The 21,847-nt window shown below is 73.4% G+C and carries 19 protein-coding genes; 9 read left to right on the forward strand and 10 right to left on the reverse strand.

Annotated features, from left to right (window positions below):
• The first annotated feature begins 25 nt into the window (after positions 1-25).
• Together QC283_RS25340 and QC283_RS25345 are read left to right on the forward strand one after the other, a co-directional pair.
• Positions 26-1,030 carry an EamA family transporter gene (locus QC283_RS25340; protein WP_279563977.1) on the forward strand — a complete coding sequence of 335 codons (1,005 nt, stop codon included), beginning with the start codon at positions 26-28 and terminating at the stop codon, positions 1,028-1,030.
• Between the two features lie 200 nt (positions 1,031-1,230).
• The gene (locus QC283_RS25345; RefSeq protein WP_279564130.1) at positions 1,231-2,172 is read left to right on the forward strand and encodes a DMT family transporter; all 942 of its coding nucleotides are present in this window, start codon (positions 1,231-1,233) and stop codon (positions 2,170-2,172) included.
• 58 nt (positions 2,173-2,230) lie between these two features.
• On the opposite strand, the gene QC283_RS25350 is transcribed toward QC283_RS25345, so the two are convergent.
• Complete coding sequence (locus QC283_RS25350) at positions 2,231-2,917, reverse strand: pyridoxamine 5'-phosphate oxidase family protein (RefSeq protein WP_279563978.1); 687 nt, start codon at positions 2,915-2,917, stop codon at positions 2,231-2,233.
• 35 nt (positions 2,918-2,952) lie between these two features.
• On the opposite strand from QC283_RS25350, the gene QC283_RS25355 reads away from it, so the two are divergent.
• Entirely contained in the window at positions 2,953-4,296 is a 1,344-nt protein-coding gene (locus QC283_RS25355; RefSeq protein WP_279563979.1) for an aminotransferase class I/II-fold pyridoxal phosphate-dependent enzyme, read from the forward strand.
• 61 nt (positions 4,297-4,357) lie between these two features.
• On the opposite strand, the gene QC283_RS25360 is transcribed toward QC283_RS25355, so the two are convergent.
• Positions 4,358-5,467 (reverse strand): DMT family transporter, encoded by a 1,110-nt coding sequence (locus QC283_RS25360; RefSeq protein ID WP_279563980.1) that lies wholly within the window; start codon positions 5,465-5,467, stop codon positions 4,358-4,360.
• Positions 5,468-5,542: 75 nt separating this feature from the next.
• Between QC283_RS25360 and QC283_RS25365 the strand changes: the two genes are divergently transcribed.
• Complete coding sequence (locus QC283_RS25365) at positions 5,543-6,463, forward strand: LysR family transcriptional regulator (RefSeq protein WP_279563981.1); 921 nt, start codon at positions 5,543-5,545, stop codon at positions 6,461-6,463.
• A 10-nt stretch (positions 6,464-6,473) separates the two neighbouring features.
• Here QC283_RS25365 and QC283_RS25370 read toward each other — a convergent pair whose 3' ends face one another.
• From QC283_RS25370 to QC283_RS25405, 8 genes are all read right to left on the reverse strand, one after another.
• The gene (locus QC283_RS25370) at positions 6,474-6,941 is read right to left on the reverse strand and encodes a pyridoxamine 5'-phosphate oxidase family protein (protein WP_279563982.1); all 468 of its coding nucleotides are present in this window, start codon (positions 6,939-6,941) and stop codon (positions 6,474-6,476) included.
• Complete coding sequence (locus tag QC283_RS25375) at positions 6,938-7,423, reverse strand: Rieske (2Fe-2S) protein (protein ID WP_279563983.1); 486 nt, start codon at positions 7,421-7,423, stop codon at positions 6,938-6,940. Before QC283_RS25375 ends, QC283_RS25370 begins: the two co-directional genes overlap by 4 nt.
• A gap of 223 nt (positions 7,424-7,646) precedes the next feature.
• Entirely contained in the window at positions 7,647-9,305 is a 1,659-nt protein-coding gene (locus tag QC283_RS25380; RefSeq protein ID WP_279563984.1) for a family 43 glycosylhydrolase, read from the reverse strand.
• A 267-nt stretch (positions 9,306-9,572) separates the two neighbouring features.
• Positions 9,573-10,931 (reverse strand): D-alanyl-D-alanine carboxypeptidase/D-alanyl-D-alanine endopeptidase, encoded by a 1,359-nt coding sequence (dacB, locus tag QC283_RS25385; RefSeq protein WP_279563985.1) that lies wholly within the window; start codon positions 10,929-10,931, stop codon positions 9,573-9,575.
• A 442-nt stretch (positions 10,932-11,373) separates the two neighbouring features.
• Positions 11,374-12,054, reverse strand: a complete 681-nt coding sequence (locus tag QC283_RS25390) for a dipeptide/oligopeptide/nickel ABC transporter ATP-binding protein (protein ID WP_279563986.1) — start codon at positions 12,052-12,054, stop codon at positions 11,374-11,376.
• The gene (locus QC283_RS25395) at positions 12,051-13,010 is read right to left on the reverse strand and encodes an ABC transporter ATP-binding protein (RefSeq protein WP_279563987.1); all 960 of its coding nucleotides are present in this window, start codon (positions 13,008-13,010) and stop codon (positions 12,051-12,053) included. Before QC283_RS25395 ends, QC283_RS25390 begins: the two co-directional genes overlap by 4 nt.
• Entirely contained in the window at positions 12,979-14,745 is a 1,767-nt protein-coding gene (locus tag QC283_RS25400; RefSeq protein ID WP_279563988.1) for an ABC transporter permease subunit, read from the reverse strand. Before QC283_RS25400 ends, QC283_RS25395 begins: the two co-directional genes overlap by 32 nt.
• Positions 14,742-16,229 carry an ABC transporter substrate-binding protein gene (locus QC283_RS25405; protein WP_279563989.1) on the reverse strand — a complete coding sequence of 496 codons (1,488 nt, stop codon included), beginning with the start codon at positions 16,227-16,229 and terminating at the stop codon, positions 14,742-14,744. Before QC283_RS25405 ends, QC283_RS25400 begins: the two co-directional genes overlap by 4 nt.
• Positions 16,230-16,501: 272 nt before the next feature.
• On the opposite strand from QC283_RS25405, the gene QC283_RS25410 reads away from it, so the two are divergent.
• The 5 genes from QC283_RS25410 (at position 16,502) to QC283_RS25430 (ending at position 21,847) form a co-directional block, all read left to right on the forward strand.
• Positions 16,502-16,723, forward strand: coding sequence for a ferredoxin (locus tag QC283_RS25410; protein ID WP_279563990.1), 222 nt, complete (start codon positions 16,502-16,504; stop codon positions 16,721-16,723).
• 156 nt (positions 16,724-16,879) lie between these two features.
• Positions 16,880-18,466 (forward strand): ABC transporter substrate-binding protein, encoded by a 1,587-nt coding sequence (locus QC283_RS25415; RefSeq protein WP_279563991.1) that lies wholly within the window; start codon positions 16,880-16,882, stop codon positions 18,464-18,466.
• Positions 18,463-19,413 carry an ABC transporter permease gene (locus QC283_RS25420; RefSeq protein ID WP_279563992.1) on the forward strand — a complete coding sequence of 317 codons (951 nt, stop codon included), beginning with the start codon at positions 18,463-18,465 and terminating at the stop codon, positions 19,411-19,413. Before QC283_RS25415 ends, QC283_RS25420 begins: the two co-directional genes overlap by 4 nt.
• A complete protein-coding gene (locus tag QC283_RS25425; RefSeq protein WP_279563993.1) occupies positions 19,410-20,270 on the forward strand; it encodes an ABC transporter permease subunit in 861 nt (286 codons plus the stop codon). The genes QC283_RS25420 and QC283_RS25425 overlap by 4 nt, the downstream gene beginning before the upstream one ends.
• Positions 20,267-21,847 (forward strand): ABC transporter ATP-binding protein, encoded by a 1,581-nt coding sequence (locus QC283_RS25430; RefSeq protein ID WP_279563994.1) that lies wholly within the window; start codon positions 20,267-20,269, stop codon positions 21,845-21,847. Before QC283_RS25425 ends, QC283_RS25430 begins: the two co-directional genes overlap by 4 nt.

The following is a 21,847-nucleotide window of genomic DNA, read 5'->3' on the forward strand; positions in this document are numbered from 1 at the left end:
CGGTCATGTCGTCCCCTGTCATCATGTGCCGGTGCATACGTCTGACAGTGCTCGCGGCAGCCACGGAAAGGGCGCGGGGCTCGGCCTGGCGCTCGCGTCCGCGGTCGCCTTCGGAGGATCCGGGGTCGCGGCCAAACCGCTGATCGAGGCGGGACTCGACCCGCTCCACGTGGTCTGGCTGCGCGTGGCCGGCGCGGCCCTGGTGATGTTGCCGCTCGCCGTGCGCCACCGCGCGCTGCTGCGCCGCCGGCCCGGTCTGCTCGCCGGGTTCGGACTGCTCGCCGTGGCCGGTGTGCAGGCCTGCTACTTCGCCGCCATCTCCCGTATCCCCGTGGGCGTCGCGCTGCTCGTCGAGTACCTGGCACCCGCCCTGGTCCTCGGCTGGGTGCGGTTCGTGCAACGACGGCCCGTGACGCGGGCCGCGGCGCTCGGCGTGGTCCTCGCGGTCGGCGGGCTCGCCTGCGTCGTGGAGGTCTGGTCGGGGCTGCGCTTCGACGCGGTCGGACTGCTGCTCGCGCTCGGCGCGGCCTGCTGCCAGGTCGGCTACTTCGTCCTGTCCGACCAGGGCAGCGACGCCGGCGACGAGGCGCCCGACCCGCTCGGCGTCATCGCCTACGGTCTGCTCGTCGGGGCCGCCGTGCTCACCGTCGTGGCCCGACCCTGGTCCATGGACTGGTCCGTCCTCACCCACGAGGTCCCCATGGACGGCACACCCGTCGCCGCCGCGCTGCTGCTGGCCTGGATCGTGTTCCTCGCCACCGTCCTCGCCTACGTCACCGGCATCGTCGCCGTGCGCCGCCTCTCGCCGCAGGTCGCGGGCGTCGTGGCATGCCTCGAAGCGGTCGTCGCGACCGTCCTGGCCTGGGTGCTGCTCGGCGAACACCTCTCCGCCCCGCAGATCATCGGCGGCGTCGTCGTCCTGGTGGGCGCCTTCATCGCCCAGTCGTCGACACCCGCCAAGGGCTCCACGGATCCGGTGGCGAGCGGCGGTCCGGAAAGGGAGTTGTCCGGCCGGGGAACGGCGACCTAAGGTGCCGATCATGCATTCCGACGCACTCGTCCTCCCGCCTCCGGCCGCCTGAGGCGGGCCCCTCCGATCAGCCCGGCGCGCTGTCGCCGGGCCGGACGATGCTGCCCGCAGACGCAGTCCCCGCGCCCCCGGTCGTTCCGGGGCCGCTTCGAACTCCCGCGCCCTGTGCGCGTCTGCGGAGAGAACTCGTGTCGAAAGCCGTGTCGAATGCCGTCTCCGGCCTGCCCGTCGGGCGTGGCCTCCTGTACCTGATCGTCGCCGGTTTCGCCTGGGGCACCGCCGGTGCCGCCGCCTCGCTGGTCTACCGGGCCAGTGACATGGGGCCCGTCGCCCTGTCCTTCTGGCGGTGCGCGGCCGGGCTCGTGCTGCTGCTCGCCGTCCGCCCGCTGCGCCCGCGCGGGCGCACCGCCGTACGCGAGCCGTTCGCCCGCAAGGTGCTGCGGGTCGTTGTCACCGGCCTCGGCCTCGCGGTGTTCCAGACCGCCTACTTCGCGGCGGTGCAGTCCACCGGGCTCGCCGTGGCCACCGTGGTCACGCTCGGCGCCGGCCCGGTGCTGATCGCGCTCGGCGCGCGCCTCGCCCTCGGGGAGCACCTGGGCCGGGGCGGGGCCGCCGCCGTGGCCGGGGCGCTCGCCGGGCTCGTGGTGCTCGTCCTCGGCGGCGGAAGTACGACCGTCCGCCTGTCGGGCGTGCTCCTCGCGCTGCTGTCCGCCGCCGGCTACTCGGTGATGACGCTGCTCACCCGCTGGTGGGGACGTGACGGCGGGGCGGACGCCGCCAGTACGTCCGTCGGAGCGTTCGCCGTCACCAGCCTGTGCCTGCTGCCGCTCGCCCTCGCCGAGGGGCTGGTGCCGCACACCGCCGAACCGGTCCGCCTCCTGTGGCTCCTGGCGTACGTCGCCGCCGTCCCGACCGCCCTCGCCTACGCGCTCTACTTCGCCGGCGCGGCCGTCGTCCGGTCCGCCACCGTCTCCGTGGTCATGCTGCTGGAACCGGTCAGCGCGGCGGCGCTCGCCGTGCTGCTCCTCGGCGAACACCTCACGGCCGCGACGCTGTACGGGACCCTGCTGATGCTCGGCTCGGTCGCGGGGCTGGCGGTGGCGGAGACCCGACGGGCGCGGACGCGGCCGGCGCCGGCGTGACGATCGGCCGGCGCCGGCAGGACGGCCGGCGCCGGCTCGCGGACCGGCCGACCCCGCGTCACAGGGCCGACAGGTAGCCGGGCAGCCCGGTGCCGGAGTCCAGGCCCGGGTCGGCGACCGGGGCGTCGTAGCCCTTGCGCAGCGGGACGAGGCCGGCCCAGTGGGGGAGGGCGAGGTCCTCGGGCTCGTCGTTCACGCCGCCGGTGCGGAGCTTGGCGGAGACCTCGTTCAGATCGAGGCGGATCACGGCGGTGGCGGCCAGCTCCTTCTTGTTGGCCGGCCGGGAGTCGCGGGAGCGGCCGGGGACGACGTGGTCGACCAGGGCGTCCAGGGCCGTCCGCCGCTCCTTTGGGTCCGTCACGTCGTACGCGGTGCCGTGCACCACCACCGACCGGTAGTTGATCGAGTGGTGGAAGGCCGAGCGGGCCAGCACCAGCGCGTCCACGTGCGTCACCGTCAGGCACACCGGCAGCCCCGGGTCGGCCGCGCCCGTCATCCGCAGCGGGCGCGAGCCCGTCGAGCCGTGCACGTAGAGCCGCTCGCCGACCCGGCCGTAGAGCGTCGGCAGCACCACCGGGGAGCCGTCGCGGACGAAGCCGAGATGGCAGACGTAACCCTCGTCGAGGATCGAGTGCACCAGCTCCTTGTCGTACGAGGCGCGGTCGGGGGAGCGGGTGGGGACGGTGCGGTCGGTGGGCGGGTACGCGGTGGCGGACTGCGACGGCGTCTGCGTGGGCCCCTGCATGGCACTCTCCATTGCACTAGTGCATAATGTGTTTTGTGCTAGGAGAGTATCGAATCACGGGGCGGGGTGCTGCGGAGATTTCCGCGAGCGTCGAGCGCGCGGTGGGCACGGGGGAGCTGGAACCCGGTCAACCACTGCCGCCCATGCGGGAGTTGGCGCAGCTGCTCGGGGTGAACCCGAACACGGTCGCCGCCGCCTATCGCACCCTGCGCGAGCGTGGGGTCATCGAGACGGCCGGGCGCCGGGGCAGCCGCGTACGGGCGAAGCCGGCCACCACCGGGCGTGAATTCATCCGGGTCGAGGTGCCGAAGGGTGTGCGCGACGTGTCCGCCGGCAATCCCGACCCGGCGCTGCTGCCCGCGCTGGGACCGGTGTTCGCGGCGGCGGCCGAGCAGGGCGACCGGGAACCGGTGCTGTACGGGGACGAGCCCGTGGAGCCCGAACTGGTGCGCCTCGCGCGGGCCGAACTGGACGCCGACGGGGTCCCGGAGGGGCCCGTGGCCGTCACGTCGGGTTCGCTGGACGCCATGGAACGGGTGCTCGCGACCCACCTCCGGCCGGGCGACGCCGTCGCCGTCGAGGACCCGGGCTGGGGAAGCCTCCTCGATCTCGTCCCCGCGCTCGGCCTGCGCACGGTCGCCGTCGGCGTCGACGACGAGGGGCCGCTGCCGGAAGACGTACGCCGGGTCCTGGAGGGCGGTGCCCGCGCCCTGGTCGTCACGGACCGCGCGCAGAACCCGACCGGCGCCGCGGTGAGCGCCGCACGCGCGCGTGCCCTGCGGTCCGTGCTGCGCGACCACCCTCAAACGCTGCTGATCGAGGACGACCACGGCCACCGCATCGTCGACCTGCCCCTGTACCCGCTCGCCGGTACGACGCACAGCTGGGCCTTCGTCCGCTCCGCGGCCAAGGCCTGCGGTCCCGACCTGCGCCTCGCCGTACTCACCGGGGACGCCATCACGCTGGACCGGGTGCGCGGGCGGCAGCGGCTGGGTCCGGGCTGGGTCAGCCGCGTCACCCAGCGGGCGGTGGCCCGGCTGTGGGCGGACGGCGCGGTGGACGCGCACGCGGTGGCGGCGGCGTACGGGCGGCGCCGGGACGCGCTGCTCGGTGCCCTCGCCGCACGCGGGATCGCCGCGCACGGACGCAGCGGTATGAACGTGTGGATTCCGGTGCCGGACGAGACCGGCGCCGTCGCCCGGCTGCTGCACACGGGCTGGGCCGTGGCACCGGGCGCGCGCTTCCGGGTGGGCGCCCCGCCCGGTATCCGGATCACCGTCTCCTCGCTGACGGAGGGTGACATCGGGCCGCTGGCGGACGCGGTCGCGACCGCGGTGGGGCCGGGACCGCGGTCGGGAAGGCATCGGAGCCAGGTCTGACGCCCGGCGTCCGCCGGGCCGCGCACGGTTTCGGCCGGGTCACCCAAGGGACAAGGGACTTCTACGTCGTCGACTTCTGCCGCACTCGCGACCGGCGCGTCGGCTGCTCCGCCGCGCCGTCCGTCGCGCTGGTGGCGACAGCGCCCTGCGTGCCGCCGGTGCGGGCGGTGCCGTCCATGGCGCTCGTGGTATCGGTGTGGGCGGTGGCGTCCGTGCCTTCCGTGGCATCGGCGCGGGCCGCGGTGCACGTGCCGCCCGTGGCCGTCTTCGGCCGTGACTGGGTCAGCGCCGCGCCCGCGAGGACGATGGCCGCGCCGACCGGCGTCGACCAGGACAGCGACTCGCCGAGCAGCGCGACGCCCGCGGCCGTGGCGATGACCGGGGTGAAGTAGGTGACCATCTGGGCCGTCGTCGGGCCGACCTCGGCGACCAGGTCGTACTGGATCAGGAAGGCGAGCCCGGTGCCGAGGACGCCCAGCGCCACGACCGCCAGCAGTGGAAGTACCGGGAAGCTGCTCGGCACCGAGGTGAAGAGCGGTGTCACGACGGCCAGTTGCAGGGTGGCGAGCAGCAGCTGACCGCCGGTCAGGGAGAGGTGGGAGTGGCTGGAGCCGGCCAGCGTGCGGCGGACGTAGATCCAGCCGATCGGATAGCTGAGCGAGGCCAGCAGGGCCAGCGCCGTGCCGGTGACGTCCAGGCCGTGGAAGCCCTGCCAGACACCCAGCACCGTCAGGACGCCGAGGAAGCCGATACCGAGGCCCGCCACCCGCCGCCGTGTCGGCCGGTCCTCGGAGAGGGCGACCAGTGACAGGGCCATGCCCCACAGCGGCGAGGTCGCGTTGCAGATGCCCGCCAGCGACGACGGGATCGTCAGCTCCGAGAAGGCGAACAGGGAGAACGGCAGCGCGTTGAGCAGGAACCCGGCGACCGCCAGATGCACCCAGGTCCACGCCCCGCGCGGCAGTCGCTCCCGCTTCACCGCCATCGCCACGGCGACCACCGCCGTACCGAACGCCAGCCGCCCCAGCGTGACCTGGAACGGGGCGAAACTCTCGGTGCCCACCTTCATGAAGAGGAAGCTGAAGCCCCAGACGAGGGAGAGGAGCCCGAAGCGCAGCCGCCAGTCGAGGGCGCGCAGGGACAGGGAGGAGGACGTGCCGCTACTGCTCATGCAGGCAACGATGATGCAAGCCGTCCTCGTAGCACAATCGAGATTTCACACGGAGTATCTCGTAGCATTGCTTATATGTTGAACTTGGAGCGCCTGCGCACCCTCGACGCCCTCGCCCGGCACGGATCGGTGAGCGGCGCCGCCGCCGGCCTGCACATCACCACCTCGGCCGTCTCCCAGCAGATGGCCAAGCTGGAGCGCGAGGCCGGTCAGCGGCTGCTGGCCAAGAACGGGCGGGGCGTGCGGCTCACGGACGCGGGCCGGCTGCTCGCCGAGCACGCGGCCCGCATTCTCTCCCAGGTCGAACTCGCCCAGGCCGACCTGGAGGCACAGCGCGGTCAGGTGGCGGGTGAGCTGAGGCTGTCGGCGTTCCCGACGGCCGCCCGCGGACTCTTCCCCGCGGCGCTGGCCGCCCTGCGCGCCGAGTACCCCGCGCTGCGCATCCGCTCCTGCGAGTTGGAGCCGGAGCGCGGCGTCAACGGTGTGGTGCGCGGCGACCTCGACCTGGCCGTCGTACTCGACTGGTACAACAAGCCGATGCCGCTGCCCGACGGCCTGGTCAAGGCGCCGCTCCTCGACGACCCCGCCGGCGTGGCCCTGCCGGCCGGCCACCGGCTCGCGGGCCGGGGCGAGGTGGACCTCGCGGAGTTCGCGGAGGACGAGTGGATCACGTGGGGAGAGGGCGAGTTCTGCCACGAGTGGCTGATGTTCACGCTGCGCTCGAAGGGCATCGAGCCGATCATCGGCCACCGCGCCGCCGAGACCCACACCCAGCTCGGGCTGGTCGCCGCGGGACTGGGCGTGTGCATCGCCCCGCTGCTCGGACGCCATCCGGTGCCCGACGGGGTCGTCACCGCGCCGCTGAAGCAGCGGGTGCGCCGGCACGTCTACGTCGTCTGGCGCGCGGACGCCGACCGCCGCCCGTCGATCCGGGCGGCGGTGGACGCGTTGCGGACGACGGCGGGGGAGGTGGCTCAGGCGGAGCGGGCGGGCTGAGCCGAGCCGCTCACCGCGACGCCAGTTTGCGGAAGTCCCAGGAGACGGTCTTCTCGGGCGTCAGCCGCAGCCAGGCGTGCCGGCCGTCGTGCGGCATCTCCTCGAGGGCGAAATTCTTGCGCGCGAACAGCGTCTCGGGAAAGTCGAGTTCGGCGCACAGCTCGCCGGTGCGCGGCGCCTCGCCCACGAACTCCACCCGGCCGGACAGCTCCGCGCCCCGCAACTCGTCGTACTCCTCTCCGGTGTCGACCACGATCGCCACCCGGGGGTCGCGCCGCAGGTCCGCCCAGCGTCGGCTGCGCACGACCGAGTACAGCCACATCGAGGAGCCGTCCCAGGCGAACCAGAGGGTGCTCACGTGCGGGGCGCCGTCTGCCGAGACCGTGGCGAGGCGGCAGGTGCGCTGGGTGGTCAGGAAGGCGTCCAGCTCACCGGGCGTCATCATGATCTTCCGGCCCCGGCGCTGAGTCACGGTCATCCGGCCAGCCGGATCGAATCCCCGCTGACCGTGATCCGCACGGCGGGCAGCGGCTTGCGGGCGGGACCGCTGCGCACGCTTCCGTCGGTGATGGAGAAGTTGCTGTTGTGACAGGGGCAGTTGATGACACCGTCGGCCACGCTCTTCACCGCGCATCCCTGGTGGGTGCAGGTGGCGGAGAACGCCTTGAAATCGCCCGCCGCGGGCTGGGTGACCACCACCTTCTGGTCGGCGAAGACCTTTCCGCCGCCCTCGGGGATGTCGGCGGTCGCCGCGAGCGCGGCTCCGGCGTCCTCGCCGCCTGCCGAACCGCCGCCCGCCTCCTCGCCGGCGGGAGCCGAGGGAGCGGTGCCGGTGTCGTCGGACGAGCCGTCGTCCGAGCCTCCGCACGCGGTCAGCGCGACGGCGAGCCCTGCCGCTCCGGCCGCCGCCACGACGGTACGACGGGCCGGCCCTGCGGGGTGAAACGATGCGCTGGTCATGCTGGGGTTCCCTTCCGGGGTGGACGCGTGAGGATCTGCCGAGAGGTACGGCCCCGGGACACATGCTGTTCAGACCGTGCCGAGATGCTGTCGTGCCGGCGGTCGGACGGGCGTAAAACACGGCTGTCGTTTCGCTGTCGGCCGGTCCCTGCCCCTGGTGGCGGCCGTATCCGTGATTCTCGGGCGAGGGAACCGCGGCCGAGGCCGTGGTCGTGGGTGGGGATCAGTGACCGTGGCGCCGTGAGGCGCCTCCGCCGGCCGCGTGCCAGGCCGCCTCGTCGAAGTCCGCGGGCAGGCCGCCCCCGGTGAGGTCCCAGGCCCACATGCCGACGAAGGCGCCGGTGAAACCGAGGGATCTGATCTGCCCGCTCTCGAACACCTCCGCGTGCTCGTCGGACAGGACGGTGGCGTCGAGCAACGGGCCGACCGGGTTCCAGCCGTCGTCGGTGGAGTAACGGAAACGCAGGTCGGGCCCCCGCAGATCGAGGCCCAGACGCAGCCGGCGGACCTCGCCCAGAGGTACCCCGCCGGCCTCGTCCACGCTCAGCACACCGCGGTCGCAGCCTGCCACGCGCAGCACCGCCCGGCCCTCGTCGTCCGCGGTGACGTACAGGAAGTACCAATTGCGCGTGTTGTAGTACGCCGTGATCCCGGCCAGATGCTGGAAGGACCGCGGCCGGTACTCCACGCTCACCTCGAAGGCACCGTTCGCGGACGTCACCCGGCGGCCGACCAGGCTGGAGCCGGTCAGGCTGCGCGGCGAGCGGCCGCCGCGCAGCCGCAGATGCGACGGGCGGTCGGTGAGCGACAGCCAGTCAGGAGCCGCTGGACGCCGCAGCGTCGACCACTGCGGCCCGAGCACCGGCTGGTCGAAGCCGTCGGCTTCGTCGTCCTCGACGCCCACCACGTCGTCGCCGCAGTCGTCGCCACCGTCGACGGCGACCGGGCCGGGGACTTCCAGCGCGGGCAGGCCGGTCGGGACCCGCGGCCATCCGTCGGGAGTCCAGGTGACGGGTGCCAGCGCGGTCTCGCGGCCCAGCACGCACGGTCCGCGGCGGCCTTCGGGCCGGGCGACGAGATAGGCCAGGTACCACTGGCCGTCCTCGGTGGCGACAAGGCTGCCGTGTCCGGCCTTCTGCAGAGGCAGGTCCGGATGGTGGCGGGCGGTGACCAGTGGCCCGCGCGGATCGCGCTCGTAGGGACCGGCCAGGGCGCGCGAGCGGGCGACGGTGACCTGATGGTCGTAGCCGGTGCCGCCGTCCGCGGTCAGCAGGTAGTACCAGCCGGCGTGCCGGTAGAGGTTGGGGCCTTCGATCCAGCCGGCCTGCGGCGGCAGCGTGATCGGCACCGGGTCCCCGACCAGACGGCGCGCGGACCGGTCGTACCGGGTCGCCTCCAGACCGGCCGAGCCGCCGTGACCGGGCCGCCAGTCGTGGACCAGGTTCAGCAGCCAGCTGTCGGGACCGTCGTGGAAGAGGGACGTGTCGAATCCGCGCGCGTGCAGCGGCACGGGATCGGACCAGGGGCCATGGACCGACGGGGCCGTGGTGAGGAGGTTGGGGCTGTCCGTGAAACCTCCCGCATACGTGGAGACGTTGCTGAAGACCAGGTGGAACAGGCCCTCCGCGTAGGTGAGGTTCGGTGCCCACACCCCGCCGGAATCGGGACAGCCGGTGAGGTCGAGGAGGCGTGTGGTGTCCAGGACACCTCCCAGCGGTCGCCAGTGCACAAGATCACGGGAGTGGTGCAGCCGTACGCCGGGGTGCCACTCGAACGTCGAGGTGGCCAGGTAGAAATCGTCGCCCACGCGCAGTGCGCTCGGGTCCGGGTGCGAACCCGGCAGGACCGGATTCCGGATGGTCTGGACAGTCGGCTGCCGCATGCGCCGCGTGCACCTCTCGAACCTCGGTGGTCGCCCTGTGAAGCCACGAACCGTAATGTCGAACATGCTTGCGTGCAACGGCTTGCAGTCGCCGTCCGCGCCCCGTCGTCCGCGAGGTCACCGAAACTCCTCGAACAGCCCCCGTGCGTGGAAAGCCGCCGGAGGGGTGGGCCGGGGGGGAGGGGGCGGTTCACACGCGTCTGCGCGCCGCCGGTGGGCGACGCGCAGACGGGGCCTGATGTGCGACGGGTCAGACGCGGTGGCCGGTCAGGCCCAGCATCCGTTCACGGTGGCGGCGAGGCCGTCCATGGCGTCCTTGATGTCGCTCGGGTCGGCCGACGAGTTGTTCTCGATGAAGGAGAAGATCCTCCACTCGCCGTCCTCGGTCCGCGTGACGCCGCTCAGGGCGACGGCTCCGGTGAGGGTGCCGGTCTTCGCGTGCACCTTGCCGACGGCGCACTGGGAGTTGGCGTCGTCGAAGCGGCCCCACTCCGGGCCGAGGCTGGCACCGGCCTCGCCCGCGACCGGCAGGCCCTCCAGGATCGAGCTCAGGGCGGGGGACTCCGTGATCGCGTCGAGGAGCTGCGCGAGGGTCGCGGCCGGGATGCGGTCGGCGCGGGACAGGCCGCTGCCGTCGTGCATCTCGAAGTTGTCGAGGGAGATTCCGTACGAGCTCAGCACCTGGCGGACGAGTTCGGCGCCGCCCTCGAAGGTGGCCGGCTTGCCCAGCTCCACGGCGGACATCCGCAGCAGGGTCTCCGCGATGTTGTTGTCACTCGTCTTGAGCATCTGCTTGACGATCTCCGACAGCGGCGCCGACTTGTGCTGCGCCACCGGTACGTCGGACTGCTTCGCCGTCGCGCGGCTCACGTCGCCGTCGACGGTGATGCCCTGCGCGGCGAGCTTCTCGGCGAAGACGTTGCCGGCGTCGATCGACGTGTCGTGGACGGCGGCGCCGTCCACGACGAGCGAACGCACCGGCGTGACCTCGGTGGGGTAGTAGCCCTCGTTCCAGCCCTTGGCGAGGCTCGGGTCGGCGAACAGGCTGTCGTCCACGCGGACCTTGACGCTGGTCAGCCCCGCGGCCTTGAGTCCGTCGACGGCCGTCCTGGCCATCTCGGCGACGTCGTCGCCGGTGAGGGTGCGGTCACCGCCGCCGACGAGGGTGAGGGTGCCGTCGCCGTACACGACCTTCGTGGTGAACTCGTGGTTCGCGCCGAGCAGCGTCAGGGCGGTGGTGGCCGTGGCGAGCTTGGCGTTGGAGGCCGGCATGAGGGTGGTGGACCCGTTGTGGTCCCAGAGCGGGGTGTCCGAGTCGGCGTCGAGCACCACGCCGCTGACGTCGGAGCCCAGACGCTCGTCGGCGACGCGCTCGTTGAGGTTCTTGACCAACTGCGCGTCGTCGGCGTCGAGGCCGTCGACCGAGACGCCCTGCGCCGTCGCGGTGCCGCCGTCGGCGGCGAAGGCCGAGGTGCCGGCCAGGGTGGCGGAGGCCACGGGCACGGCCATCGCGAGCACGATGGCCCGTCGCGCGCCGATGCGGCCCACTCTTGCCTTGCGGTGCCGACGGCGCCCGCCCGGGGCGAAAGTGTTCGTGGAGGTGGTGTCGTCCGGCGTACCAGTCATAAAGTGGAATCCAAGGATCGAGAACTTTGTTCTGTGGGGGTCGAACGGCGGGCACGTTACCAGCCGTCATGTGCGGGGCCGGAACAGGAAATGACGTGTGTGAAAGTCTTGCGACTGTTCATGACCGTCTCGTGACGGTGACGTCTTGCGGCCCGGGACCAGGCGGGCGCACGTGACGGAGCGGCACGGTCGGTTCTGACGGAGAGCAAAATACAGAACCGGCGTCCGGGAGTCCTCGTAACGGGCCTTTTTCAGTGCCGTACGGGCATTCTCCTTGCCCTTTCGTGCACAGACAGAGAATTTCCGGGTGCTTTCAGTGCCGGGTCGGGCGCGCGCGTCGGGAACCGAATGCGGGTGAACGGCGTCCGGGGGCGTCGTTCAGCAATACGTCAGCGTGAGTGCGCGTCGGCCGTTGCCGGTCCAGTGGTTCTCACAGTCGCCGTCAGGTGTGGACGCCGCGTCCGTTCCGCATCTCGACCACCCGGTCCGCGAAGTGCCGTACGACCGACCGGTCGTGGCAGATGAACAGGTAGGCGAGGCCCAGGTCGTCCTGGAGATCGGAGAGCAGGTTCAGAACGCCGGCCCGCACGGAGGCGTCGAGCGCGGAAACCGGTTCGTCGAGGACGAGCAGGCGCGGTGCGGAGGCCAGGGCGCGGGCGATTCCGGCCCGTTGGCACTGGCCTCCGGAGAGTTCGTGCGGGCGCCGGTCCCCGTACGCCGGGTCGAGACCGACCCGGTCGAGCAGCTCGGCCACGCGGGCGGGCCCGTCGGACCTGTCCCAGGTGCCCTGGACCCTGAGCGGCTCGGCCACCGCGTCGCGGATGCGGTGACGAGGACTGAGGGAGCCGTAGGGGTCCTGGAAGACCGGCTGCATGCGTGGGCGCAGGGGGCGCAGTTCGCGTTCCGTCAGGGCCGTCAGTTCCCGCCCCTCGAAACGGACCGTCCCGCCGTCGGGCCTGCGCAGCTGGAGCACCGCGAGGGCCGTGGAGGACTTGCCGCAGCCGGAGGGGCCGTTGAGGGCGAGGGTCTCACCGGCGTTCAGCGTGAACGACAGCCGGTCCACGGCGGTCACCGGGCCGTAGCGGACGATGAGCTCGCGGACGTCCAGCAGGGGGTGGTTCACACGAACTCCCGGAGGGGGTCGGTCATGTCGTCGGCGTGATGGCAGGCGACCAGGCGGCCGTCCACGGCCCGCGCTTCCGGTTCGTGGTCGCGGCACGGGTCCGTCGCCAGCGGGCAGCGCGGCGCGAAGGCGCAGCCCGGCCCGACGGCGCCCGGCGCGGGCGGGGTGCCGGGAAGCGCCGGCAGTCGGCGGAGCCGGGGGCCGTCCTGCGGGAGCGAGGCCACCAGGCCCGCCGTGTAGGGGGCGCGCGGACGGCCGAGCACCTGCCGGGCCGGGCCGAGTTCGGCCGCCCGGCCCGCGTACATCACCAGTACGCGGTCCGCGTGTTCCCGCACGACCTCCAGGTCGTGGGTGACGAGCACCAGCGCGGCGCCGACCGCCTCCCGCTGCTCGGCGAGCACCCGCAGAACCTGCTCGCGGCGCTCCTCGTCCAGCGCGGTGGTCGGTTCGTCGGCGACGACGACGTCGGGCTCGTTGACCGTCGCCATGGCGATCACCGCGCGCTGCCGCATGCCGCCCGAGTACTCGTGCGGGTAGGCCCGCGCCCGGCGAGCGGCGTCCGGGATGCCGACCCGGTCCAGCGCCGCCACGGCCCGGGCACGCGCCTGACCGCGGGACAGCCGCCGCACGGACCGTACGGCGGCGGCGAGCTGGTCGCCGACCGGGTGGACGGGGGAGAGGGCGGACAAGGCGTCCTGCGGAACGAGGGTGATCCGGCGCCCGCGTTCGGCGGCGAGATCGGCGGAGCCGCGCAACCGTACGCTGCCGCCGGCCGTCGCGCCCCGCGGCACCATGCCGAGCAGCGCCCGCGCGGTGAGGGACTTGCCCGCGCCCGACTCCCCGACGACGGCGAACACCTCGCGCGGGCGGACGTCGAAGGACAACCCGCGAACCGCCTCGACGGGGCCGAACGCGATCCGCAGGTCACGCACCGACAGCAGTGCCTCGGACAACATGGGCGGTCTCCTTTCGTGCACTGCGGCCGGTCGCGCGCCGGGTCTCCCGGCCCTGTGCGTACGCCGCCCCCGACACGGCCAGACCCGCCAGCAGGGCCAGAGCGGCGGCCGGGGCGAGGGCGGCCCAGGGGGCGCGTTCGATGTAGGCGCGCGATTCGTCGAGGAGCAGCCCCCACTCGGGGGCGGGCGGCTGGGCACCCAGGCCCAGGAAGCCCAGGGAGGCGAGAGCGAGGGCGATGCCGGGCAGTCGCAGCAGGGCATGACGTGCGACCGGGGCCGCGACGGACGGCAGGACGTGCCGGGTGAGGATCCACAGGGGCCGCGCCCCGATGGCGCGTTGGGCGGTCAGGAACGCCGACGCCCGCACCTCCTGCACCAGCGCCGCCGCGTGCGCCGCCAAGGGCGGCCAGGAGATCAGCGCGACGGCGAGGGCCGCGCCGCCGGTGCCGGGACCGGCCACCGCCGCGACCAGGATGCCGACGATCACGGGGGGCAGGGCGTTGGCGATGTCCGCCGCCCCCGCCGCGACGCCGGGCAGGAAGCCCAGCGCCAGGCCGGCCAGCAGGCTCAGCAGGCACACGGCCGCCGCCGTACCGACCGTGGAGGCGGCCCCGTGCCCGAGCCGGGCCAGTACGTCACGGCCGAGCCCGTCCGTGCCCAGCGGGTACGCCCACGACGGCGACGCCAGCCGCGCCGTGGTGTCCACCGCGTACGGGTCGCGCAACAGACCCCAGCCGATCGCCGCCAGCAGTACGGCGGCGAGGACGACCGGCACCGCCGGATGCGCCCGGACCGGGCGGGCAGGGGGCAGCGTGAGCCCGGCGTCACGCAGGGCGGGGCCCAGCAGCCGGCGCCGTACGACGGCGGCCAGCGCGCCGGTGACCAGGCCCAGGGCCAGGAGGGCGAGGACCGAACCCTGGAGCAGCGGCAGGTCCTGCGACTTGGCCGCACCCAGCGCGGTACGTCCGATGCCGGGAACCGCGAACACGGCCTCCACCGCGACCGCGCCCCCCGTCAGGCCGACCGCGACCATCCCGAACTGGGGGACCAGCGGCGGCAGCACACGGCGCAGCGCGGCGGCCGAGATCCGGGTACGGCTCACGCCCGCGCCCCGCCACAGCTCCACCCATCGTTCGTCCAGCACGGCGGGCAGCGCGTCCGCGACGAGCCGGCCCAGCAGCCCGCCCGCCGGGACGCCGAGCGCGAGGGCCGGCAGGACCATGTACGCGGGACCCTGCCAACCCGAGGTGGGCAGCCACCCCAGCCACACTCCGCACACCAGCAGCGCCACGGTGGCCAGGAGGAACTCGGGCACGGCGGCGGCCATGGCGGCGACCGCCCCGGCCGAACCCCGTCCGCGCATCAACACGGGCGTCACCAGTGCCACGGCCAGCAGCACCGCCACGGTCAGCGCCGCTGCCATCAGGCCCAGCGACACCTGGAGCCCGGAGACGACCGACGGCAGGATGTCCGTCCCCGACACCCACGAGGTGCCGAGATCGCCACGCACCAGCCCGGCCGCCCAGTCGCCGAGCAGGGAGAGCGGGCCGGCGTCCAGCCCCAGGTCCCGGCGGATGGCGGACAGCGCCTCCTCGGTCGGCTCCCGCTCGGCGGAGCGGGCGCGCAGCACGGTCAGGGCCGGGTCCCGGCCGGACAGCCAGGGCAGCAGGCCGACGGCGGCCAGCACGGCGAGCAGTGAGACGGCGCGGGTCGCCCCCGCTGCGAACGGCCTCACTCGACGTGGGTGTCGAGCGTGATCAGCTCTCGCTCACGCGGGTCGTGGGCCGCGCCGACCACGTCGGCGGCGTCGCCCTGGATCACGCGCTCATGGAGCATCGGCACGGCCGCGTCGGTGGCGAGCACGGCGGCCTCGGCGTCGACGACCGCCCGGCGGCGGGCCTCACCCGTCGGCGTCGCACCCGCCTTGTTCAGGGCCTTGTCCACGGCGGGGTCGGCCAGCTGGGAGATGTTGAAGGAGCCGTCGGAGGCGAAGTCGCTGTAGAGGTACGCGGCCGGGTCGCCCGAGTCGAGGACGGTGGCCCGGGAGAGGATGAACGCGTCGAAGGCGCCCGCCAGGGCGTCGGACTCGATGTTGGCGTACTCGCGGACCTCGAGCCTCACCTGGAATCCCGCCTTCTTCAGCTGCTGTTGCAGCGCGGCGGCGACCTCGGGCAGCTCGGCCCGGTCGGTGAACGTGCCGATGGTGATCTCCCTGCCGTTCGGATCACCGGCCTTCGCACGCCGTACCGGCTCGCGCAGGCCGGCCGCCCACGGCAGCGCGGGGCCGAGCAGCCCCTCGGCCACGTCCGCCCTGCCCTCGTACACACCCTTCACGATGGACTCGGCGTCTATCGCCTCCCGTGCCGCCGCCCGCAGCGAGGGGTCCTTGAAGGCGCCCTTCCCCGTGTTGAGGTACAGGGTGTTGGTGCGCGGCATCGGGACCTCGGTGATCAGCTCCTCGTCCAGCAGCGCGGCCTGCGAGACGGGCACCGCCTCGACGATGTCGGCCTCACCGCTGCGCAGGGCGGCGGCGCGTGCGGTGCCGTCCGGCACGAACGTGACGTCGATGCCGGGAGCCTTGGCCGTACCGCCCCAGTAGCCGTCGTAGCGGTCGAGGGCGGCGGAGGAGGTGCCGTTGACCTCGGTCAGCTCGAACGGGCCGGTGCCGGCGCCGACCGGGTTCACCGTCTTCCCCCGGTACGCCTTCGCCGAGAGGATCGACAACTGGGGGGAGCTGAGCCGCTGGGGGACCAAGGGGTCCTCCTCGGCGGTGGTGAGGACCACGGTGGCGGCGTCCACGGCCTTCACGGTCAGCTCGACGCCGTCGAGAATGCGGGGCTTGGGAGAGGCGCCGGTGGCCCGGGTCAGAGAGCGGACCACGGCCTCGGCGGTCAGCTTCGTACCGTCGTGGAAGGTGACACCCTCACGAAGAGTGAAGGTCCAGCTCCGGCCGGACTGCTTCCACCCGGTGGCGAGCGCGGGCTCGGCATCGCCGTCCGCGTCCAGCTTCACGAGCGTCTCCGCCGTCGACCAACGGGACAGCTTGAAGGCGTCGTCGGAGAGCGGGGACAAACCGGAACGCGGTGGCTGCATCATCGCGACGCGGAGCCGCTCGCCCGCGTCCGCGCCGGTTGCCTCCGTGGACGCGAAGCAGCCGGTGAGCAGGGCGGAGGCGGCGAGTGCCGCGGGGAGGGGCAGGAGACGGGCAGGGACGCGCACGGGTCACTCCGGGTAAAGGGCCGGTCAATGGTTGAGCGTGCGACGACCGTAGCACGATGACAATCGTTTTCATGATGGGGCCTACTTGGCGCCGTGCGTCGCACATGGTAATCATTTCCACCAAGGATTCGAACGGGGCCCACCGTGGCGGCATGCCGCGATCGCCGGCGCGGGGGTGAAGGTCGGCGACTAGTTGAAAATGGTAGTCGTTTGTTATTACTGTCTGACTGCCGCATGTCGGTCGCGTCGGCGGCTACAGGGGAGGGGCCCTCATGACCTTGCCAGGCCAGGCGTTCGAAGCCGGGAGAGTCAGCGCCGAGCGGGATCGGTGCGTCGGGGCGGGGCAGTGCGTGCTCGCCGCGCCGGCCGTCTTCGACCAGGACGAGGACGACGGGCTCGTGCGCGTCCTCGCCGAGAGGCCGTCGGCGGCCCAGTCGGACGCGGTACGCGAGGCCGTACGGGCCTGCCCGTCCGGAGCCCTCACCCTGCGGTAGCCGGCGGCCGGACCGGCTACGGGCCACCGCGGGGGACGGTACGGCTTGTCCGTACGCGCGCTCGTCCACGGCCACCCGCCCGCGTCGGGCCTCACCTCACGCGCCGCCGGTATCTCCCGGTGCTCGGTTCAGCTCAGCAGAACGTCAAGGAGAAGCATGTCCAGACAGATCGACCGCCGTGCCTTCCTCCGTCGCGGCGCGGCGGGCGCCGCGGCTCTGGCGGTGGGACCCGGCCTGCTGGCGGCGTGCTCCACCGACGAGCCCGACTCCGCCAGGAAGCCCGGATCAGGTTCCTCGCCCCGTTCGGGCGGCACGCTGAGGGCCGCCTTCGTCGGCGGCGGCGCCTCCGAGACGCTCGACTTCTTCAACGGCCCCTCCGCACTGGATCTCGTGCGTGCCCGGGCGTGGCACGGCACCCTGGGCAACCTCGATCCCAGCGGTCCCGACGGGGTGCGCTACGGCGTGCTCAAGGGCATCGACATCTCCGACGACCTGTCGTCCTACACGCTGCACATACGGCCCGGCGTCCGCTTCACCGACGGATCCGAACTGACCTCCGCCGACATCCTGCACTCGCTCAGCGCGCTCGCGGCCAAGAGCAAGCTGCCCGTGTACCGGCTCGCCGCCGCCAACTTCGACCTCGCGCGCGCCAAGGCCGACGGGGCCCTGAAGGTCGTACTGCCCACCCTGCGGCCCATCGCCGACGGCCGGCTGATCCTCTGCCAGGGCAACTTCCTCGTCGTCAAGGACGGCACCAGCGACTTCCGTAAGGGCATGCCCAGTTGTGGCCCCTTCCGGCTGACCGAGTTCGCGGCCGGCCAGGGCTCCGCGTTCGAGCGCTACGACGACCACTACGGTCACGTGCCCCACCTCGACGGCCTGGAGCTGCGGTCGATCGCGGACTCGACGGCCAGGGCGGGGGCGCTCACGGGCGGGGAGATCGACTTCGCCCACGACCTCTCGCCGGTCACCGCGCGCACGCTCGCGGACGACGCGAAGGCCGAACTCGCTCCCACGAAGAGCCCCTACCTGGTCGGTCTCTCCTTCCAGCTGAACATGAGCGTCAAGCCCTTCGACGACCCGCGGGTCAGGGAGGCGTTCAAACTCGCGATCGACCGTCAGGCCATGGTGAAGACCGTGTTCTACGGCAACGCCGAGATCGGCAACGACCTGCCCTCCATCGGCTTCCCCGACTACGCCGACGGGATCCCCCAGCGCGCCCACGACCCCGAGCGGGCCCGCCAACTCCTCCAGGAGGCCGGGGCCGACGGGATGAAGGTACGGCTGACCACCGGCCCCGAGACCCCGGGCATGGTGGAGATGGCCGCCCTCTTCGTCGAGGACCTGAAGAAGATCGGTGTACGGGCGTCCGTCCGCGAACTGCCCGCGGGTCAGCTCTACGCCGACTTCCCCGCGTACTCGGCGCTGCCACTGGCCGGTTCGTACCAGATGCCCATCCCCGCACTGTCCACGTACCAGATGAACACGGCGGGCGGATCGCCGTCGGCGTTCGGCTGGAAGAAGTCCGGGACCGACGCCCTCGTGGCGAAGGCACGCGCCGAGAGCGACGAAACGCAGGCCAGGAAGCTGGGCACGCAGGCCCAGCGAACACGCTGGGAAGAGGGCAACCAGGTGCTGCCGGTCTTCAAACCGAACCTGAACGCCCAGGCCAAGGGGGTCGACGGGATCCGGGACGATCTCTTCGAGCAGTTCCCGGGCTTCTCCCGGGCGTCGCTGGCGTGAACCTGCTCGCCTTCGCCGCCCGTCGCCTCGCGGGGGCCGCCGTCCTGCTCGTCCTGCTGTCGGCCGCGGTCTTCGCGGCCACGGCGGTCCTCCCCGGGGACGCCGTCAGCGCGGTCGCCGGCGTGGACGCGTCCGAGACGCAACGCGCCGAGGTCCGGGCCGGACTCGGGCTGGACCGGCCCGCCGCCGAGAGGTACGCGGACTGGGCGGCCGACGCGGTCCGGGGGGATCTGGGCAACGGCTTCGTGGGGGAGCGGCCGGTCACCGACGTCCTCGCCACCCGCCTGCCCAACAGCCTGCTCCTCGCCGGACTGACGCTCGCGGTCACCGCGCCGCTCGCCGCGCTGCTCGGCCTGTGGACGGGGCTGCGCGGCGGCGGCGCCGACCGTGTCGTCTCGACGTCCGCCCAGATCCTGGCCGCCGTACCGGAGTTCGTCGTCGCCGCGCTGCTCGTCGCGGTCCTGGCGGTGTGGCTGGAGGTCCTCCCGCGTGTCTCCGTGATCCCTCTCGGAGGTACACCGCTCGACGTCCCGCACGCGCTGGTCCTGCCCGTACTGACGCTCAGCGCGGTCGGACTCGCGGTGGCCACCAGGCTGCTGCGGGCCTCCGTCGCGGACGCCGCCGCCACACCGTACTGCGAGGCCGCACGGCTCAACGGTGTGCGCGGCGTGCGACTCGCGGTACGCCACATCCTGCCCAACGCCGCCGGACCGGCCGTGCAGGCACTCACCCTCACCACAGGGGCACTGGTCGGCTCCGCGGTGGTGGTGGAGAACGTCTTCGACTACCCGGGAATCGGCCGGGAGCTGCAACTGGCCGTCGCGGCACGAGACGTACCGATGGTGCAGGGCGTCGCCACCGCCCTGGTCGCGGTGATGCTCGTGGTGCTGCTGCTGGGTGACATCTGCGCGCGTCTGCTGGGGGCACGGGAGGCGCACGGCCGATGACGACGGCTCTGACACCACCGCGCCGCCGGGCACGCCCCGGCCGGCCCGGCACGCCCGGGCACCGCCGACCGCCACTGCTCACCGGGGCGGTCACCCTGCTCGTACTCCTCCTCGCGCTCCTGGGCCCGCTGGCCGCGCCGCACAGCCCCACCGCGCAGCTCGCGGCGCCCTTCCAGCAACCGGACGGACGGTTCCTCCTCGGCACCGACGTGCTGGGCAGGGACGTGGCGAGCCGGGTACTCAGCGGCGGCCGCACCATCGTCCTCACCGCGCTGGCGGGAACGGCGGCGGCCGGCGCCGCCGGGATGACCGCCGGCGTCCTGGCGGCCATGGTGTCCCGCCGGCTGGGCGACCTGCTGGTCCGCTGCGTGGACGCCCTCGCCGTCCTCCCCGCCCTCCTGGTCGTCCTCGTCCTGGCCGCCGGATTCCCCGGCAGCGACGCCGCCCTCGTGGCAGCCGTCGCCCTGGCCACCGCCCCCTTCTCCACGCGGGTGCTGCGGGCCGCGGCGGACACGGTCCTCAGCAGCGGGTACGTCGAGGCGGCTCTCGCCCGGGGCGACACCCGGCGGGCCGTGCTGCGCCACGACGTGCTGCCCAACATCGCCGGACCGGCCCTCATGGACACCGCGCTGCGCCTGGTCGCCTCGTTGCACCTCACCGCCACCGCGGGCTTCCTCGGCCTGGGACAGGGAGGAGCGGCGCCCGACTGGGGACGCATGGTGAGCGAGAACGTCCCCGGGGCCACACTGGCCGCCACGCCCTTCCTCGCTCCGGCCCTGCTGCTCGTACTGCTCTCCGTCTGCGTCGGCCTGCTGGCCGGACGGCTGGCGGACACGGTGGGAAGGGGGGCCGCGTGACCGGCCACGTGAGCGCACGCCCGTCGGGGGCGGACCCGCTCGCCGAGATCAGCGGGCTGTCCCTCGGCCCGGTGGCCGGCGGCCCGCCCGTCCTGCACGACGCCGGTCTGTCGCTGCCGCGCGGACGGGTACTGGGGATCGTGGGCAGGTCGGGATCGGGCAAGAGCAGCCTGGCGTACAGCCTGCTCGGGCATGTCCGCCCCGGCCTCGAGGTCCGGGCCGGCACCGTCCGGGTGGCCGGCCTCGACCCGTTCGACCGCGCGGACGCCCGCAGGCTGCGGGGGCGGGTGGTGTCCTACCTGGGGCAGGACCCCGCCTCCTCGCTCAACCCCGCACTCCGGATCGGCACGCAGATCGCCGAGGCGGTGCGCCTGCGTTCGTCCGCGAGGCGTGCGCACGAGGTCCGTGCGCGCGTCGAGGAGCTGCTGCTGTCCGTTCGGCTGCCGGCCGACCGGGCGTTCTGGCGGCGGCTGCCGCGGCAGGTGTCGGGAGGGCAGGCCCAACGGGTCGCCCTCGCCCTCGCCCTGGCAGGTACGCCCGGTCTGCTGGTGCTCGACGAGCCCACCAGTGGTCTGGACACGGTCCTGGCGGACGGGATGCGCGGCCTGCTGGCCGAGGTCCTGTCCGACGGGGAGCGCGCCGCGTTGCTGGTCAGCCACGACCCGGCGTGGGTCGCGTCCGTGGCGGACGAGGTGATCCGCCTGGAAGAAGGCCGGATGGTCGGCGCCGGGGCGCCGAAGGCGCCGATGCCCGCCCTGCCCCCGCCCGTGGGCTCCCCGTCCGGCGGCCACGGCCCGCGGAGCGCGCGGAGTACCGGTGGGGACGGAGGGCTGTCCGTGCGCGGGCTGGACGCGGTCCATGGGCGTGTTTCCGTGCTGCGCGACATCTCCCTCACCGTCCCGGCAGGCTCCTGCACCGCCGTCGTGGGTCCCTCCGGTTCCGGTAAGACCACCCTCGCCCGGTGTCTCGCGGGGCTTCACCGGCCCGCGCGGGGGAGTGTCGAGTGGCGGGAGGCGGACGCGGAGCGAGGGCGCGGTGCGGCGGTGCAGCTCGTCGCGCAGGACGCCCGGGGCGCTCTCAACCCCCGGGAATCCGTGGGCACCGCGCTCACGCGACCCCTCACAGGAGTACGGCGCCGGTCCGCCGCCGACGCCTCCCGTGAAGCCGTACGACTGCTCGGCCTGGTCGGGCTGGGCGCGGAAGTGCTGGCACGCCGGCCAGGGGAGTTGTCGGGAGGCCAGCGTCAACGCGTGGTGCTGGCCCGGACGTTGGCGGCGGCGCCGCGTGTCCTGGTCTGTGACGAGATCACCTCCGCGCTGGACCCGGAGACGGCCGGCGGGGTCCTGGACCTGCTGGAATCGCTGCGGCGCACGCTGGGAGTGACGGTCGTGATGGTGACGCACGACCTGACAGCCGCCGCCCGCGGCGCGGAGCGGGTCGTCGTCCTGGACGCGGGGCGGGTGGTCGAGGCCGGCCCCGTGGACCGGGTGCTGACGGCCCCGGAGCACCCCGTCACCAGAGAACTGCTGGCATACGCCGGCGATGGCGTCCTCGCCGCACCGGACCGGCGGCGGTGA

The organism is Streptomyces sp. DH41, assembly GCF_029813785.1.
Lineage (GTDB): Bacteria > Actinomycetota > Actinomycetes > Streptomycetales > Streptomycetaceae > Streptomyces.